Here is a 15,181-nt window from a genome sequence, read left to right on the forward strand (position 1 = left end):
TCCGGCGAACTCACAATCAAAAAAGCCGGAAGACTCCCCTCTTCCGGCTTCACTCTCTATTATTTTATAATCGTCGACCCTTGCAGCAGTTCCGGCTTCGCGCCAAGAATCAATAAGAATAATTTCGAGTCACTGATTTGTCTGTGCTTTTTCATGATGTCTTTCAGCTGAACGATATTCGGGTGAGCCTTCAGCTTTCGGACCTCGTCCTGATAGAGTGAGAGGATCGAATCCCGGACAAACTGTGGTTCGTAATCCGGAAGTTCTTTGTCCCGTAACAATGACCCCATGTAGCCGTACTTCAGCTGCAGTTGTCGCGTCAGGCTGGTGACGTGGACGAGCTGCTCATTCAGTTCCGGGTAATCCTGTTTCAGTGCTTCTACATCTTTTTTTGCTTCGTGCAGTTCGTTCATTCCTGCTACCATCATGCTCATGATGCCTCCCCTCCCATGTTCCAAGGTTTTTCGAGACCGATGATGTCATTCAGGATCTTGCTCTGCTTGCGGCGGACCCTTCTTCTTTCCGCACGTTCTTTTCCTGATTCGAACAAGAATCTCTCTTCTTCTGTTTCCGGTACGATTTCAGGTACCTTGACGGGATTTTTATTTTCATCAAGTGCGACAAAGGTTAGGAAAGCGGTCGCCGCCATTCGTCTCTCACCTGTGATCATATCTTCGGCAATCACTTTGCAGAAGATTTCCATCGATTTATTCCCCACATAGGACACGAAAGATTCAACGCAAACGGAATCACTTTGATGGATCGGATACAGAAAGTCAATGGAATCGGTTGACGCCGTCACACATTCCTTCACCCGTGCGTGACGTCTAGCGGATAGCGTAGCATTGTTATCAAGCTTCTTCATCAAAACCCCACCGAACAGGGTATTGTAGTTGTTTAAATCATTGATCATAACCTGGTCCGTACTGACGACCAGACTCTCTTTCGGATGCTTCTTGTTTGGCATGAAGAACAAGTCCCTTCTGTTTGTGTACTGGTATTTCAAACGTTTGATACCCAAAGTGTACGCCCCGAATCAGGATAAGTGAAATGAATGTTCTTTATCATCAGCATAGATACTGTCTATGCAACGGCTTACAATCAGGTGGTATCAATACCCATTTTCCCTAGATCGGGGCAAAAAAAAGAGCATTCCTCAGTCGGAAATGCCCCCCATTAATCGTTCCTGGGTAAAGGTGAGCCACTCTTTCGTGGCATACGATAAGTATTGATTTTTCCTCCAAATGATGGCGAGGTCCCATTCGATGACAGGTTTGACGACACGGATGGAGACCAAATCCTCCTTCAACTGCTCATAGACGCTGTAAGGCAGGATCGAAATCCCAAGTTTAGCCTCGATCATCTTGCCGATGAAGTCCCATTGAGAGCTTTCAGACACCACTTTCGGAAGGAAACCTGCTTCTTTACACGCCTCGCGGATCCGGTCATTCAAAGCGAAGTCCTTGTTAAAAAGAATGAGCTGCTCATCCTCGAGTTCCATTAATTTCACTTGCTTCCTGTCCGCTAACCGGTGCGTCCTCGGCACCACGACCCGAAGTTCTTCCCTCATAAAGGAAAAATGATGAAAATCCTCCTCTGCTGCAGGCAACACCCCGACGCCGACATCCAGTTGATCGGCAAGGATATCTTCTTCAATCCGCTTCGTCCCGTTCTCGATCAGCTGGAACGTGATGCCCGGATAGAGCGCATGGAACTCCCCCAGAACCTTGATGAACTGACCCGCATCCATGATTGGTGGCAGTCCGATGCGGATATGCCCCCGCTGCAGGCCGATTAGGTCATCAAGCTCATGCTGGACATTCTCGAACGCCTTATCGATTGTCTGCGCCTGCGTCAAAATCGCCCGTCCCGCATCCGTCAGCACAAGCTGCTTCCGGGAACGGTCGAACAGCTCAACACCAAGCTCATCCTCTAAGTTCCGAATCATCTTACTGATTGTCGGCTGCGTCACAAACAAATGATCCGCCGCACGGGTGAAACTCTTGAATCTCGTTACTTCTATAAAATATTTTAAGTGTCTGATGTCCACTTGAGCACCTTCTTTTCGATATCCATTCCTTTATAATCATAACAAATTAATTATAAATGTTAAGGACGGCGAATTGATTGACGGCCAAACTTCATACATGTCATACTTTTCATCGCAATCTATTGATTAGAAGAAACAGCCAAAGGAAAATAGCCGGAGTTTTTCCGGTTACTTTCAAAATGGTCCTTATTTTTAGGGTGAATAAGCGGAGTTTTTCCGCTTACGCACAGAAAAATCATCTATTTTTGTACTTTGAATCTTAATAGGCGGAATTATTCCGTCTATTTCAGTCATTTTCATCTAGTAATGACTAGATAAGCAGACTTATTCCGTCTATTTATCAGCTGTGGTGCTTAACCTGATCCACCAACCGATTCCCCTTTATTAGATCGTAATCTTTCACACCTTCGCATCGTCTATGTATAACGGCCATGTTCCTTCACCTCTCCCCTCTAAACCCCAACCCTTTCTCCCCAAGCGCCTTCCGAAGCTTCGGTATCGAAGACGGTCCCATCCCGTGAAAAGCAAGAATCTCCTTCTCACTGAATCCAGCCAGCTCTTCAAGCGTCGTGATCCCGTTATTCGCCAACGCTCTTCTCGCCGGGCTTGAGAGCACAGATAGAAATCCACTGTCAGGTTTCCGTTCTTTTTCACAAACTGGACAGGTCGGACAATCACTTTTTTTCACAAAGGTATGTCCGTTTTCACATGTCTTCACGTTTTCCTTGGAAGTCATGCTGCCACTCCTTTCTTCTCTCGCATCAGTGTCAACGCATTTACTAGAATCGTGACGATGATCAGTACGGCAGAAGAGAACGCCACGGCTCCCGATGTATCCATGATCGCCGACCAGTCCCCGATTTTGACCAGATGATGGTGATAGAAAATCTGGAAGGAAAGAGACAGGGCGCACGCTCCCATGCTCATGACGGCAAGAGTGAGCTGATTTTTTCTAAATGTCACGAACGGAAGTGTCCACGCCAAAAGCCCAAGCACCAGGCTGCCAACATTCAGCCAAATGATCATATCACTTCCCCCTCTACCTTGTTCCTAAATCTCCATATCCATGAAGTGAAAAGGAGACCCACCCCAACACAGGTTGCGATCAGATGATACACAAGAAGATCTCCCGTTTTTATATAAACAATCGCAAGCGTCCCACCAAAGATGATCATGATGGAAAACGACAAGCGTATAAGATACGCATTCAATTTCATACCACCCCTCCTCACTTTCATTATTCCAAAATATGTTAACCTATTCAATCCTTTCCTCATGTTAAAATAGAAAATATAACCAAAGGAGTCTGGTAATGTGAAATACATCATGATCGGAACGGCTTGTCTGATGGTCATCGGGATCATCGCAGGCACGTACTTTTTTGAAAAAGAGCCTAATGTAAGCAAACCTGAGACGCCGGAAATAAGTGATCCCGGTCCCCCTCCACTTCAATCGGTGGATGAAGCTGCACCTGTCGGATATTCGCTTCAACAGGATCAGCTGCAGATCACCTACAACAATGGAGAGAAGTGGATTCAAGTACCTATGGAAAAGGAAAATTTATTCCAAGGGGAGTATTCCGGGAGTGAGGACGAGCTGATAGAGGATAGTTATATCTTGACAGAAGATCTTGCTGCCTTCTTATATGCCCGTGATTATTCAGTGGATAAAAGCGTCCAATTGGTTTTTTCAAAGGACAAAGGAAAGACATGGGAAGATGCCAAGGTCACACCGGCTTCCCCGCCCATCCGTTTCAGGAAGGTCGGCTTTCTCAATGAATCCTTCGGCTATGTGATCCTCTCTGCCGACCGGACGATGTCACAGGAAATGGTCACCGTCTACTTATCGAAAGACGGCGGAAAGACGTGGAAGGAGATGCCCCGACCGGACATCACCCGGCTCATCTATGACGGAGGATTTGTCGACGAAGACACCGGCTTCCTCTCATTCGGCATCCTTAACCCCGAAGAACCGGATCTTCACATCACACAGGACGGCGGAAAATCGTGGAGCAAGGCAACGATGGAGATCCCGGATCAATATAAAAGGATCTTTGTCATAGCGGAAGTACCATTCAAAGAAGAAGATCACCTGGCCGTCTACGTCAATCAAGGTCCGAACGGTGACTATGAAGGCGGAAAAGTAAAAGGGAAATTCATCTCAGAGGATCAGGGACGGACCTGGTCATTCCAGGAGGAGGTACAGCCGGATGAATAAAAAAATAACCGGACGTATACTTTTTATCTTATCCCTCTCACTGTTCATCTTCCAAATGGGGTACCTCTTCCTTCACGCAACATATGCATTGGAATACATTGATAATCGTCTATTCTATGTCTTCAATATCCTGATGGTGGCGGGCATGGCTGCTTCTATCTTCCTTCTCTTTTCCATTCTGAAAAAGTGGAGGATCATCTCATACGTGACTGCGGGTATTCTTATCCTCCTTCAAGGGGGACTCATCCTGAACCATAGTCAGCAAACAAAGCAGATTGTAAGCTTTTCACCAGACATGAAAAATCAGTTCGTCTTAAAAGAGGACAGAAAAACGGGGGAAGCCGTCTATTACAGAACTTATTACCGGATCTTCGCCCGACCGAAAGAGGTCCTTCCGTCCAAAACACAAGGGCAATTCAAGCTGAAGTGGCTTGAAAATGACATTGCGGCGTTGACCTATCAAGCCGCGGATAAAAGCATTCACCAGTACATCGGTACATACGGCGCAAGAGATTCGGGCATTTCCTATACCTATGTTGGCCCGACGATTCAGGGTAAGTGGCAAGGAAACGGTGCAAGAATCGACAGCAGACCAGATGGAATCTCCGTCAACTACAATGGAAAATCCGGACAGTATAGCTGGGACAATGTCGTCCAATTCGGCACCATTGCCATCGTCCTTATGAGGGACGGTGAGGCGGAATGGACAATCGGATTGAATGAGAATTTTCAAAGTCACTCGAATGATCCGTTGCCTCCCTCTGGGGAGATTACGTTGTACCGGGTGAGTATGGATCGTGTAGAGCCGATCAGGCTTACATTCGTGGAATAGCAAGAATCCGGGATAATTGCTGATCCCGGTTTTGTTTTATTAATAGACTGATGGAAAGTCGCGTATGTATGTTGGATTAAGGTTTGAATTCAGATCATTTTCCGGGATCTGACTCATGAGAGTCAAGACCTATTGGGATATTCCGGCTTTTACCAACATTCCAAACGTTATCTCGTCTCTATAATCAATAAACAGAATGACCTTCTAAATAGCGACAGCCTCATGACTTTCTCACAACTGCCGCCCAATCAATCAACAAATCTGCTATAACCTTCACAAGCATCCCCACCACAATAAGAGCCAGATAGGATTTCAAGTAATTCCAGTCATATAGAACATAGAAATGAAAATGTACAAAAACCGGTACCCCTACAAAGGCAATAATGGCCATAATGATGGCATTCGCAATCAAATAAGGTTTCCACCCACTATATTTCTGATATAGGAGCGTATGAATTACGGGAATGGTCAGGAAGTCAACGGCATTCATGACCCTGAACGCTGTGATGAATTGGTGAGGATAGATCCACCAGTGATAGTAATAACCGAGTTCATTAATGAATCCTACGAGGATAAAACTTATAAGAAAAGCTACAATGATGTCTAAAGGACGCTTACGATCCATCAGCTTGATCAATAGGATAAGAAAGAGAATGTTCAGGATGACAATGACCCACCAGTGGATACTGAACAGGTCCTCACTCAGCCAATATTTGGTTTCCAGTTTACTCGCTTCATGATTGAGCCGCTGTATTTCTTCGAACATAAAAAAACACCTCCTTAAAGGAAGTATTTCCATGTTTCAGCCATTCATTCGAAGGAAGAGACCTCCATCATCAGATGGGTCTCATACAAAGTCTTATTCAACTTCCATTTTATCAGCCCTCCAGATCTTCACCAATTGATGCACCGTGAATGAACATGACAATATGGCGATAATCGACAACAAGAATGGATTGCTTAAAAACTCATGATTCCGACTTACTACAAACACAGCAATTACCCAATACATTACGATTGCCATGATTCTATTCACCTTCTCAGATTTAAACACAAATCCTCAGCCCCTTTAATGACTCCCCTTTTTCCTAAGAGAAAGCACCAATGCCACTACAAATAAAATCGCAGAAACCAGTAAAGTCATGACTGAACCGACGGGTGTTAAAAATCCAATAATCAACAGAGTAATAGCCACAAGTAACAAACCAATAATCATCCCTGTCCCCCTACCGACCCGAAAACCATTCCCCAAACTTTTTCATCCCCGAATCCTCTTTCACCCGGTTGTATTCGATAAAATCACCTTCATCAAATTCAGCCATCGTTTTATGAAAATGGCGCGGAATAAAGATATACCAAAGATCAGACCAGCTATTCACATTCTCGTGTCCCCGTATTTTTTCTGAGATGACGCCAGGAGATTTACTCTCAAAGAATCTCATTTCCTCCCCGTCATAGTAAGCCAGACAGGACCTGAATTCACATGCTCTGTTCTCCTCCCCGTGCATCAGCTTTAAAATCCCCTCGATGCCGATCGTGTCCAGCATATGATTCACATATGCCCTCGGGAATCCATTTAATGCCGAGATGAAAAAACCGGAGTCCAGCGCAATACATGGCTTTTTTACGATGGCGTACGCCTGCAACACTTTTTGTTTCGCAATTTCCTTGATGTCGTCACTTCTCGGTTCACTTAATTCTGCCTCGATCGGCAACACCTTTATGTTCGCCAACTCCTTTTGAGCAGTTGCGATTTTGCCTTTGTTGGTGGTGACGAAGATGATTTCTTTCTTGGTTTTCTCTTTCGTTGTTATCACATTTCTTCCTCCCGATCCTGAATGCTTTCATCCAGTTGTGAGTCACTGCCTTTTTTCAATTGAAGCTGATGATACCCTAAGACAATAGCCAACACGCCCATCACAAATAAGATGCTTCCCCCCACCAAATAGGTATTGATATATCCTTTTAAAATGACGTTGTAATATTCTGGACCGCCAATACCATGATTGAAAAACTGTGCCTCCGCAGTGGCACTTCCAAAATAAACATTAAAGAAAAACATAATAAAACCCGCCATCGTTGACAAAATCCCCAGGATGATGACAAGTGTCAAGTTATCCTTTGACATTTGCGTTTCCCCTTTCGTAAACCGCTATTGGTCAATCCGCGCCGGCACCTCCACCGCCGCCGTCAAATCCTCCGCCTCCTCCGGAAAATCCACCATCAGAGGAACCAGAAGACGCGCTCGGAGGGGGACCGCTCCACTTCCATGAATTCGTCAAAAACTCATGAGGGTCCTGTCCCGATAGGATAAGGGCAGTCAGGGGTGCGGCTGAAAACAACGTACTGTCTTCCATGCTTGCACCCGTCATCCTTTTCAGTTTCCTCTTTCGTTCAAACAGGAGGGTCCGGATCATCCACACATCCATTTCTTCGTTAGTCCCCTTAGGGTACCCTTCTATCTTCACCTGTTTTCTAAATCGGCGGATGCCGGCTTTTACATCAAGTGCCGCTCCCGACAACGTATGGCGAGGGACGAAGAATAAGAGAAATGAGGTTATTAAAAGGCACGAAAACAGGAGGAAGAAGGAGGTTTCATCCTTGAGTTGAGCAACCGCAAAAAATGAAATCACGCCAAAAACAAGTGCCGGCCACTTCTTTTCATTCTTCCACCATATTAATACAAGGGACCCACAACCAATGATTCCATAAAACCACATGGCAAACATCGATTTCATGTCAAAGTGATAGGCACATAAAGTACCGATTACAACAGAAAGTGGTGCAAGCTTCGTAACGAAGTGGAACCACCAGTCATGCAGAAGTCCCGCTTCCTTGGCTTCTTTCAACACTTCTGCAAACCATTCTCTTTCTTGTTCCTTCAGCGTCTTGACCTTCGTATGATACTTTTTCACATGGCGGCTGAGGTCTTTCTCACTCTTTGTCGCACCAGCAAGATCGGTAATGGCAAAGGATGCAGAACCGTTCTTTCCTTTTCTCTTAAAAATCCAGGACACCAGCTTTTCTTCCATCGGCGATAATTGACCTTCAGAGGTTAGGGTAAAGAACAAGGTCTCATCCGGTGACCGGGCATCACTGAGAAAACGGGTGGTCGTTTTCTGTCTGCGGACCGTTGCCTTCCCTCTTTCCACCAGGGAGTACAGCCCTGCCATCAATGCTCCGTGGGTGAACTTCCCCCGCCTATGGACCATATATAAAAGAAGAGGATCTGCTTCCAACACATCCCTCGTTCTGCCACTGCCTCTTATTCTGCCTAACAAGAAGCCAAGCATCGTAATGAATAAAGCTCCACCAAGAATGAATGCGAGCCCACCCAACACTTCATTGTATGTTTTCATTTGAGTTTCCCTGTGAGCGACAAGGGCCACCCGGTCTTCTTCTTCCTGAATGGCCGCTTCCAACGATTTTGGAGCAGCGATCTTTTCCTGCTCACTCATGACTGAAGACGGGAAGAGCACACGGGTTTCCGTTAAGGAATACATATCGGAAACAGGCGTTGTAAAGCGCACCACCTCTGGCCCCTCCTCTTCCACCTTCCCCTTTGGATCGTGAAAGAAAGCATGATACTCCGCCGGGTCGAGTTTTTCAGGAAAAACGAAATCAATCGTTACATTATGTAAATCAATATCATGATTACTATCTGTTCCGAAGAAGGGAACCGTTACATCACTGTATGACTCATACGATTTCACGGCATCCTTCAGTTCATACGCAAATAAAAAGGTCTTCGTGGCGTCCTCCACGGGGAATGGTGAACGATACGTACCATCCTCCCGTTTCACATCAAGCTGACGAATATCCCTATTTTCAATGAAGCCAAGCTCCGCCTCTTCATTGATCAGTTCAGAGGCTTTAAACCACTGCACTCCATCATGGTGATCCTCATGGATGGCCCTTCTGATACTTTTGTACTTTCCATCGAACGTGTAGGTGAACAATTCATTCACCAGCAGATTCCCATTCGGCTGGATCCACGCCCGGATCTGTACTTCATCGATACTATAGGACTTTGCATAAGCCGTCTGTCCAAAGGAGAAAAGCAGGATAAGTAGGATGGCTAATTTCTTGAACATATGCTTTACTCCTCCTTTTTAAAAAAAATCAGGACTTATGATAAAAAGAACCTTCTCACTTCATTCCAATTCTCCACGCGTACATATCCCGTCTCATACCGGTTATGAGGAGCTGAAAATAATATCCCCTCTCCCTTAAAGTCTTTAAAATGCCTTGGGCTGTCGTCTATTAAATAGTCTGCATGAATAATGCTTTTGTTACCGCAGAAGACAAATTGTAAGTCTGATAGAAAGGGGAAATGTTCTTTTAGCCATTCGTATTTTGCCGTAAAAGAAGTAGGGTGCTCCATCGCCGCAGTCGTGATGTAAATTTCATAGGATTCACTCAGCTCTTTGATCACTTCCTGACTCCCTTCCATTACTTCTAAATCCCTAAAGAAAGTCGGGTCATCAATATACGAAAGGATGTCATCGACGTCATCGGGACGGATTTTCCAAAGTCTTGTCCCCAGTAAGTCCTCCGGAGTCAAACTCTCTTTATAATCCTCATTAAATAGATTCAGGTGCTTTTTATGTAAATCAGCGATTACTTCATCCATATCAATGGCTATCCTTTTCATACGTCCCCTTCCCTTTGGAGAAGATATTCTTCACGCAGAAGTCCATACACGGCACAGTCCTTATACTGATCCTTTGCATTGCGGATCATATGCCGGATAACGCCTTCCTGCTTCATCCCGGCTTTTTCCATGATCCTGCCTGAAGCGGGATTATCCGTATTATGGGCGGCGGATAATTTGTGTATGTTCATGTAGATAAAGGCAAATTCCACTACGGCTTTCAACGCCTCTGTCCCATACCCATTATTCCACCAATCATATCCAATGGAATAACTGACCTCACAGTTGCCTGTAGTTGAATCAAAATCATATAAATCTATCTCTCCGATCAGGCCACTGCCATTTTTGAGTTCAATTCCCCAGTGACAAAACTCTTTTGAAACGTACCCATCCACAGTCTTCTCCATTCGCTTATGTGTTTCAGCAATGGTCTTGTGCGCCGGACTGACACGATGATCGGAAATCCGTTCATCAGATAGCCATTGATCAAAGGCTCTTTGCGCGTCGTCCATGCGCATCCTTCGAAGACTCAATCGATCAGTTTCTAATGCCGGGGTACCGATAAAGTGAAACATGCCGTCACTCCTATCCCATATAGACTCTTGTTAAAAATAAGTCACCATCATCACAACAAAACTAATAATCGTAAACAAAAGGACACCATAAAACACCGATCCTACATTGGATTTTAGCTCATTATCCTTCTGAATCTTCCACCCTGCCTGACTTGCTCCGAGTGTAGCGTTTTTGGATAACGCACCGCCACTGCTGTTAAAAAAGAAAAGTCCCACTGTTAATCCAAGACCGATGAAAAAGCTCCATTCGCCGAAAGAAAATGAGAACAGAAGACTCCCGATCCAAATCGCAACGGCAAGGATTACGGCCGTCAATAAAGATGTTTTTGTGAAGAATTTTTTCATGTCGATTCCCCCCTCGTATTAATCATACTTACGGTTGGAATTGTAAAAAGTTTCAATTTTCAGTTATAACAATGTTTCTGGAGATTAGTTTCTAAAACTCCACAATAAACGGATGCTTCCCCTCATCCAAACAGTACTCAATCCGCTCTCTAAAATTCGAATGCGTCACCATATTGAGTGCCTCGTCAATTGGAAAAAATGCTACCTCCAGACTCTCAGAAGAAGTAGTCGGCACTCCTCCAACGGGCTTTGCGAGAAATAGTGTATTACAGATGGACCGTTTCACATTCTGAAATACCCCGCAAAAAGCCAACACCTCTATATCAATGCCTGTTTCCTCTTTCGTCTCCCTGATCGCCGCATCTTTTAGGGATTCCCCTTCTTCCACCTGACCGCCGGGCATTTCCCAACCACGTCTTGGTCCCTTTATTAATAGAATTTCCCGGTTTTCATTCAGAACGATTGTAGCCGCTGAAACAATATGTTTCGGCGGTGTGTAAGTTTGTTGTGTCATAATGATTCCCCCTTCATTTTAAAAGGAGCTTACCTTTCACGATAAACCCCCGTACTTAAAACCCTGTATTCATGGACCAAACGAGTAACGGTCCTATCCCATAGCCGAATATTGCACTCACAACTCCTAAAATCATAAAAACCATTCCGTACCTTTTCTCCCCGTAGTCCCTTTTCAGGACGAGACCAATACAAAAGGCGTTGACTCCGGCAAGGATGGATGGGGAGATGACTGCAAGCAACGTGGATAGCCAACCAACGAAGATCAGAATATTTGTGCCATTCTTTTCTTTCATGGAATCCCCCTTGTTTTATATAGGCTGACCCCGTTCAGCAGTGTTAAAAAATGCCCCTTTCACATAAATCGTATAGATCAAGACAATCACCGAAAAAATAACATTCCCTATGAAAGGTTGGTGAGGCTGATTCGCTCCAATAACCGAACTGATCACTCCAAACAGCACTGAGTACGAAACGATCAACCAGAATCCCCATCGTTTCAACTTCATGTATCCATACACCATCAACAGAGAAAACAGTGCCAATACGATTCTCATCATCCGTTCAGGCAGGATTGATACACCAAAACGTTCCGAAATGCTGATGGCGTCAGCATCAGCCTGATAAAAAATGGCGGTGAATACTAACACCACTGCTCCAAAAATATAGAAATATCCTATAAGGGATACACCTAAAGGTCTCTTCAACTCTCCACCACCCCATCGTTTAATCGTATATGTCGCCACTACCAATTATGTCAAAATAAACCATTACTCTCAATTACTATTTCATTTTTAATGAATCCTTCTCCACCCAACACCCCTCATCCGAATTCCTCACCACAACATCAAAGAGTTCACTCTTCGGATGCATAAAGACTTCATATTGAACCCTTCGCTCGTCATGGGTTTTCCGTAGATATTCCACTTCCATCCCTCTTTCGTTTATGTCACGGATACCCCTTCTCATGAGCTCTGTCTCCCCATCTGTGTAGAAGTAAATTTTCAGATCGTATAAATCCGGTTTGCTGAACGCCACGGACATCCCTTCTACAATCGTCAGGTTGTTTTGGGAAGAGATGAGCCGGCTCGGATCATAGGGTACGTCCAAGGTGTAAAAATCCATTCCCTCCCTCACCATCCGGATGTCCCGGTCAAGGGCGAATATATGATGGGCGTCCGGATGACATGCGGTCATTTTGGACTGATGGTTTTCGTGCTTATATTCATACTCTATGAAGGAATGCTTCCTGACAGCCGAACTCACGATATACGGATCGGTGTTGATATAATTGACTTCTCCTAACAACGTGAGCAGTTTCCTCGCAAACGTCGTTTTACCCGAAGCACCGTGACCTGAAATGCCGATGACCATTTTCCCTTTCTGCTTCGTCATTCGATCGGCTATGGTATGTAAGATTTTATCCATGTATTTACTCCTTCTCTCTACTATTAATCTTCTCCGCTGACATCGATGTCTGTACCGTCTTCATCTACACCGTCCGGATGCCCCATTTCATACATCTGTCCACGCATCCTGAATTGTTTGATCATCATGGCCAGAAAGATCCCGGCCAACGAAAGATAGAAGAGGAAATCGAGGTGAAAAAACAAAGCCACACTTACTAACAGAATCGAAGGAAGCGCTATGAGCAGTTGAAGCTTCTTCATTGTGACCTTGCCAATCTCACAAATTCCTCACTGTCCTTTACGCACAACTCCATCCCTTTTTCCCAAAAGGATTCCTCCGTAATGTCTTCCCCCAGATGCTTCATGACGAGATCTTCTGCCGACATGCTGCCTGAATCCCGCAGGAGAGCCATATAATCATCCTCAAATCCTTTTCCTGTTTCCTTCGCCCTGGCGAAAAGATGGAGGGCCAGTAAATAACCAAATGTGTAAGGAAAGTTATAGAAAGGAGATTCCGTTTTATAAAAATGGGGAGTCCATATCCACGAATGAACCGGGACCTCATCAAGGGCTCCAGCATACCCCTCTTCCATGGCCGACCCCATCAGCTCGTTCAGGCGTGCGGCCGGTATAAAGCCTTTTCTCCGTTCTTCGTGCACCCGCTTCTCAAAAATGAATCTCGCGTGCAGATTCATAAAGTTCATGACGCTCCTCTTCAGTTTCTCATCCAGCAGGAACAGCTTCTCTTGGTCGGTCACCGCTTCGTCCATGGCGGCTTCAAGGATGATCATTTCTGCGAATGTTGACGCCGTTTCCGCCAAACACATAGGATACGATTTATTCATCCCGTTCACCGTTTTCATCGCATGGTTATGAAAGGCATGCCCCAATTCATGAACTAGGGTCAGCACACCTTTAAATGTGCCGGGAAACGTCATGAACACCCGTGATTCCCCCGTCAACGGAAACCCTGCACAAATGGGAACCGCCGACTTCCCGGGACGGTTTTCCGCTTCGACCCATCCTTCACGGAATGCCTTCTCAGCAAACTTCCCCATTTCTGCTCCGAACGCATGAAACCGCTCCTCGATCAACGCGGCTGCTTCCCCGTACTCCATTCCTTGATAATCGTGACTCGTCGGGGACCAGAAATGATAGGACTTCATTTTGGGATCGCCATTCATTTCTGCTTTCACATTTAGATATTCGGCAAACGGCTCTTTATACTTATCCATCACGGAAAGCATCGCATCCAGTGTTTCAGGTTTCATACGGTTTTGAGCAAGAGGAATGTGGAGGACGTCCTCGACGCCCATACTCTTATACATATTTAACCTGAAACCTGTCAGGTGATTTAGGATTTGAGCAAACTGTCCGGCGTGTTCGGTCCATTTTGCCACCAGCGCTTCATGAGATTCTCTTCTGACCGAATCATCGGCATGGGTTCGGAGATTAATGGCCTGTCCAACCGAAAGCTCCTCTCCTCTCACCTGCACCCTGATGCTGCTCATAAATGATTGATAGAATTGTCCCCATGCGTGGTATCCGTCTACCATGAGATTCGACACGTCCCGTGAAGGCTCACGTTCCGCTACTTCACGAAACTCTCTCAGGATGAAGCAATAGTCCTTAAGGTTCTCTGAAGCAAGCAGACTTCCCCATTCCATTTCCTCTATGGAAGCTAACACTCTCTTTAAGGCACTCATGATAGAATCATATCTTGATTGAAGGACCGTTGCTTCCCCTCTATAATATTGGGCACCCTGGTCATCCGGATCCACGGAAAGCAGACAGATCGCAAATGACCTTATTTGTGATATCCTAACCTTCATTTCCGTGAGCCGTTTTAGAATATTCTCCAATTGTTCCGGGACTGGCGTCACTTTCTGTATAAGTTCTTCCAGCTCGGAAACCCCTAATTTTGTCTGATTCATATGGTCTTCTAATTCAGATGATGCGCTTCCCCCGTTGAAGATGCTGTCGAGATTCCAAACCATCTTATAGTCCGTATCATTCATATTTCATTCTCCCCCCTAATCCCAGAGATTCGCCCTCGTACTTCCGGCTGTTCGCAAATAATCCAATAACTGACCGGCGTGAACGGATTCGTGGTATGCGATTCTCATCAGCATATCGCCCATTTCTCTCACATATCCTACATCGGAACGATCAATCTTAACTGCAGATAAAGATTCTTCGTTCAATTCCGACACATATTCCAGGAAACTCTTTCTGAACGGTTCAGTAAACTCCAACTCGTCTTCCACTGAAATGTACGGCTTACCTGCAAAGGGTGATTCGTATTCACTTAAACTCCCTCCATTGATCAATGCCAAGTGATAATAATGTTCACTTTCCAACACATGACGAACCATCTCGATACAAGACATGGCCTCACCATCTGGTTTCCAATGTAAAAAGTCCTTTGGAATGCCCGACCAAAGCTTTACGCTTCTCCGTCTCACTTCTTCCAAATTGAGTATGATTAATTGAATTGCATTCATCTAATAACCCCCAATCAAACGTATGTTCTTATTTTACCTTATTTTCTACTATCTTCCAATCATTATTTGTCCCAATTTTCTA

24 protein-coding genes are annotated in these 15,181 nt (G+C 45.1%); 2 read left to right on the top strand and 22 right to left on the bottom strand.

Translation table 11 applies throughout. From position 1 onward, the window contains the following. Positions 1-59: 59 nt before the first annotated feature. The 6 genes from ATG71_RS00710 to ATG71_RS00735 form a co-directional block, all read right to left on the bottom strand. On the bottom strand, positions 60-434 hold the full coding sequence (locus ATG71_RS00710; protein ID WP_098437670.1) for a hypothetical protein: 375 nt from the start codon (positions 432-434) through the stop codon (positions 60-62). Then, positions 431-967 (bottom strand): acyl-CoA thioesterase, encoded by a 537-nt coding sequence (locus tag ATG71_RS00715; protein ID WP_034761531.1) that lies wholly within the window; start codon positions 965-967, stop codon positions 431-433. The genes ATG71_RS00710 and ATG71_RS00715 overlap by 4 nt, the downstream gene beginning before the upstream one ends. A gap of 189 nt (positions 968-1,156) precedes the next feature. Continuing rightward, positions 1,157-2,050 carry a cidABC operon transcriptional activator CidR gene (cidR, locus tag ATG71_RS00720; RefSeq protein ID WP_098437673.1) on the bottom strand — a complete coding sequence of 298 codons (894 nt, stop codon included), beginning with the start codon at positions 2,048-2,050 and terminating at the stop codon, positions 1,157-1,159. Between the two features lie 439 nt (positions 2,051-2,489). Then, on the bottom strand, positions 2,490-2,786 hold the full coding sequence (locus ATG71_RS00725; protein WP_098437676.1) for an RNA polymerase alpha subunit C-terminal domain-containing protein: 297 nt from the start codon (positions 2,784-2,786) through the stop codon (positions 2,490-2,492). Further along, a complete protein-coding gene (locus ATG71_RS00730) occupies positions 2,783-3,076 on the bottom strand; it encodes a hypothetical protein (protein WP_098437678.1) in 294 nt (97 codons plus the stop codon). The genes ATG71_RS00725 and ATG71_RS00730 overlap by 4 nt, the downstream gene beginning before the upstream one ends. Continuing rightward, positions 3,073-3,267 (bottom strand): hypothetical protein, encoded by a 195-nt coding sequence (locus ATG71_RS00735; RefSeq protein WP_098437681.1) that lies wholly within the window; start codon positions 3,265-3,267, stop codon positions 3,073-3,075. Before ATG71_RS00735 ends, ATG71_RS00730 begins: the two co-directional genes overlap by 4 nt. Positions 3,268-3,364: 97 nt before the next feature. Here ATG71_RS00735 and ATG71_RS00740 point away from each other — a divergent pair, with 97 nt between their 5' ends. Together ATG71_RS00740 and ATG71_RS00745 are read left to right on the top strand one after the other, a co-directional pair. Beyond that, the gene (locus tag ATG71_RS00740) at positions 3,365-4,267 is read left to right on the top strand and encodes a WD40/YVTN/BNR-like repeat-containing protein (protein ID WP_098437684.1); all 903 of its coding nucleotides are present in this window, start codon (positions 3,365-3,367) and stop codon (positions 4,265-4,267) included. After that, positions 4,260-5,099, top strand: a complete 840-nt coding sequence (locus tag ATG71_RS00745) for a hypothetical protein (RefSeq protein WP_098437686.1) — start codon at positions 4,260-4,262, stop codon at positions 5,097-5,099. The genes ATG71_RS00740 and ATG71_RS00745 overlap by 8 nt, the downstream gene beginning before the upstream one ends. Before the next feature lie 220 nt (positions 5,100-5,319). Here ATG71_RS00745 and ATG71_RS00750 read toward each other — a convergent pair whose 3' ends face one another. From ATG71_RS00750 to ATG71_RS00815, 16 genes are all read right to left on the bottom strand, one after another. Then, entirely contained in the window at positions 5,320-5,865 is a 546-nt protein-coding gene (locus tag ATG71_RS00750; protein ID WP_098437689.1) for a hypothetical protein, read from the bottom strand. Between the two features lie 93 nt (positions 5,866-5,958). Further along, positions 5,959-6,123 carry a hypothetical protein gene (locus ATG71_RS23200; protein WP_179886414.1) on the bottom strand — a complete coding sequence of 55 codons (165 nt, stop codon included), beginning with the start codon at positions 6,121-6,123 and terminating at the stop codon, positions 5,959-5,961. Positions 6,124-6,168: 45 nt separating this feature from the next. Further along, a complete protein-coding gene (locus ATG71_RS23205; protein ID WP_179886415.1) occupies positions 6,169-6,315 on the bottom strand; it encodes a hypothetical protein in 147 nt (48 codons plus the stop codon). Positions 6,316-6,325: 10 nt separating this feature from the next. Further along, positions 6,326-6,916 carry a non-canonical purine NTP pyrophosphatase gene (locus tag ATG71_RS00755; RefSeq protein ID WP_286162874.1) on the bottom strand — a complete coding sequence of 197 codons (591 nt, stop codon included), beginning with the start codon at positions 6,914-6,916 and terminating at the stop codon, positions 6,326-6,328. After that, complete coding sequence (locus tag ATG71_RS00760; protein WP_098437692.1) at positions 6,913-7,227, bottom strand: hypothetical protein; 315 nt, start codon at positions 7,225-7,227, stop codon at positions 6,913-6,915. The genes ATG71_RS00755 and ATG71_RS00760 overlap by 4 nt, the downstream gene beginning before the upstream one ends. 31 nt (positions 7,228-7,258) lie before the next feature. Beyond that, positions 7,259-9,193 (bottom strand): DUF2207 domain-containing protein, encoded by a 1,935-nt coding sequence (locus ATG71_RS00765; protein WP_098437695.1) that lies wholly within the window; start codon positions 9,191-9,193, stop codon positions 7,259-7,261. A gap of 35 nt (positions 9,194-9,228) precedes the next feature. Beyond that, on the bottom strand, positions 9,229-9,753 hold the full coding sequence (locus tag ATG71_RS00770) for a 5' nucleotidase, NT5C type (protein ID WP_098437699.1): 525 nt from the start codon (positions 9,751-9,753) through the stop codon (positions 9,229-9,231). Continuing rightward, positions 9,750-10,328, bottom strand: a complete 579-nt coding sequence (locus ATG71_RS00775) for a GNAT family N-acetyltransferase (RefSeq protein ID WP_098437701.1) — start codon at positions 10,326-10,328, stop codon at positions 9,750-9,752. Before ATG71_RS00775 ends, ATG71_RS00770 begins: the two co-directional genes overlap by 4 nt. A gap of 30 nt (positions 10,329-10,358) precedes the next feature. After that, on the bottom strand, positions 10,359-10,673 hold the full coding sequence (locus ATG71_RS00780; protein ID WP_098437704.1) for a hypothetical protein: 315 nt from the start codon (positions 10,671-10,673) through the stop codon (positions 10,359-10,361). Between the two features lie 91 nt (positions 10,674-10,764). Then, positions 10,765-11,187, bottom strand: a complete 423-nt coding sequence (locus ATG71_RS00785) for an NUDIX hydrolase (protein WP_098437706.1) — start codon at positions 11,185-11,187, stop codon at positions 10,765-10,767. A 55-nt stretch (positions 11,188-11,242) separates the two neighbouring features. Then, positions 11,243-11,482 carry a hypothetical protein gene (locus ATG71_RS00790; protein WP_098437709.1) on the bottom strand — a complete coding sequence of 80 codons (240 nt, stop codon included), beginning with the start codon at positions 11,480-11,482 and terminating at the stop codon, positions 11,243-11,245. Positions 11,483-11,497: 15 nt separating this feature from the next. Continuing rightward, positions 11,498-11,893, bottom strand: coding sequence for a hypothetical protein (locus ATG71_RS00795; RefSeq protein ID WP_098437711.1), 396 nt, complete (start codon positions 11,891-11,893; stop codon positions 11,498-11,500). 76 nt (positions 11,894-11,969) lie between these two features. Further along, entirely contained in the window at positions 11,970-12,614 is a 645-nt protein-coding gene (locus ATG71_RS00800; protein ID WP_098437713.1) for a uridine kinase family protein, read from the bottom strand. Between the two features lie 23 nt (positions 12,615-12,637). Continuing rightward, the gene (locus ATG71_RS00805; protein WP_098437716.1) at positions 12,638-12,856 is read right to left on the bottom strand and encodes a hypothetical protein; all 219 of its coding nucleotides are present in this window, start codon (positions 12,854-12,856) and stop codon (positions 12,638-12,640) included. Beyond that, on the bottom strand, positions 12,853-14,613 hold the full coding sequence (locus ATG71_RS00810; RefSeq protein ID WP_098437718.1) for a M3 family oligoendopeptidase: 1,761 nt from the start codon (positions 14,611-14,613) through the stop codon (positions 12,853-12,855). The genes ATG71_RS00805 and ATG71_RS00810 overlap by 4 nt, the downstream gene beginning before the upstream one ends. 15 nt (positions 14,614-14,628) lie before the next feature. Continuing rightward, positions 14,629-15,099 carry a DinB family protein gene (locus ATG71_RS00815; protein WP_098437720.1) on the bottom strand — a complete coding sequence of 157 codons (471 nt, stop codon included), beginning with the start codon at positions 15,097-15,099 and terminating at the stop codon, positions 14,629-14,631. Positions 15,100-15,181: the final 82 nt, after the last annotated feature.

It is taken from the genome of Bacillus sp. es.034 (assembly GCF_002563655.1).
GTDB lineage: Bacteria > Bacillota > Bacilli > Bacillales > Bacillaceae_B > Rossellomorea.

What these genes read in the sequence shown, in the direction of transcription:
- ATG71_RS00710 (WP_098437670.1), bottom strand. Translation starts at nt 434, where the DNA reads ATGAGCATGATGGTAGCAGGAATGAACGAACTGCACGAAGCAAAAAAA.
- ATG71_RS00715 (WP_034761531.1), bottom strand. Translation starts at nt 967, where the DNA reads ATGCCAAACAAGAAGCATCCGAAAGAGAGTCTGGTCGTCAGTACGGAC.
- ATG71_RS00725 (WP_098437676.1), bottom strand. Translation starts at nt 2,786, where the DNA reads ATGACTTCCAAGGAAAACGTGAAGACATGTGAAAACGGACATACCTTT.
- ATG71_RS00730 (WP_098437678.1), bottom strand. Translation starts at nt 3,076, where the DNA reads ATGATCATTTGGCTGAATGTTGGCAGCCTGGTGCTTGGGCTTTTGGCG.
- ATG71_RS00735 (WP_098437681.1), bottom strand. Translation starts at nt 3,267, where the DNA reads ATGAAATTGAATGCGTATCTTATACGCTTGTCGTTTTCCATCATGATC.
- ATG71_RS00745 (WP_098437686.1), top strand. Translation starts at nt 4,260, where the DNA reads ATGAATAAAAAAATAACCGGACGTATACTTTTTATCTTATCCCTCTCA.
- ATG71_RS00750 (WP_098437689.1), bottom strand. Translation starts at nt 5,865, where the DNA reads ATGTTCGAAGAAATACAGCGGCTCAATCATGAAGCGAGTAAACTGGAA.
- ATG71_RS23200 (WP_179886414.1), bottom strand. Translation starts at nt 6,123, where the DNA reads ATGGCAATCGTAATGTATTGGGTAATTGCTGTGTTTGTAGTAAGTCGG.
- ATG71_RS23205 (WP_179886415.1), bottom strand. Translation starts at nt 6,315, where the DNA reads ATGATTATTGGTTTGTTACTTGTGGCTATTACTCTGTTGATTATTGGA.
- ATG71_RS00760 (WP_098437692.1), bottom strand. Translation starts at nt 7,227, where the DNA reads ATGTCAAAGGATAACTTGACACTTGTCATCATCCTGGGGATTTTGTCA.
- ATG71_RS00765 (WP_098437695.1), bottom strand. Translation starts at nt 9,193, where the DNA reads ATGTTCAAGAAATTAGCCATCCTACTTATCCTGCTTTTCTCCTTTGGA.
- ATG71_RS00770 (WP_098437699.1), bottom strand. Translation starts at nt 9,753, where the DNA reads ATGAAAAGGATAGCCATTGATATGGATGAAGTAATCGCTGATTTACAT.
- ATG71_RS00775 (WP_098437701.1), bottom strand. Translation starts at nt 10,328, where the DNA reads ATGTTTCACTTTATCGGTACCCCGGCATTAGAAACTGATCGATTGAGT.
- ATG71_RS00780 (WP_098437704.1), bottom strand. Translation starts at nt 10,673, where the DNA reads ATGAAAAAATTCTTCACAAAAACATCTTTATTGACGGCCGTAATCCTT.
- ATG71_RS00785 (WP_098437706.1), bottom strand. Translation starts at nt 11,187, where the DNA reads ATGACACAACAAACTTACACACCGCCGAAACATATTGTTTCAGCGGCT.
- ATG71_RS00790 (WP_098437709.1), bottom strand. Translation starts at nt 11,482, where the DNA reads ATGAAAGAAAAGAATGGCACAAATATTCTGATCTTCGTTGGTTGGCTA.
- ATG71_RS00800 (WP_098437713.1), bottom strand. Translation starts at nt 12,614, where the DNA reads ATGGATAAAATCTTACATACCATAGCCGATCGAATGACGAAGCAGAAA.
- ATG71_RS00805 (WP_098437716.1), bottom strand. Translation starts at nt 12,856, where the DNA reads ATGAAGAAGCTTCAACTGCTCATAGCGCTTCCTTCGATTCTGTTAGTA.
- ATG71_RS00810 (WP_098437718.1), bottom strand. Translation starts at nt 14,613, where the DNA reads ATGAATGATACGGACTATAAGATGGTTTGGAATCTCGACAGCATCTTC.
- ATG71_RS00815 (WP_098437720.1), bottom strand. Translation starts at nt 15,099, where the DNA reads ATGAATGCAATTCAATTAATCATACTCAATTTGGAAGAAGTGAGACGG.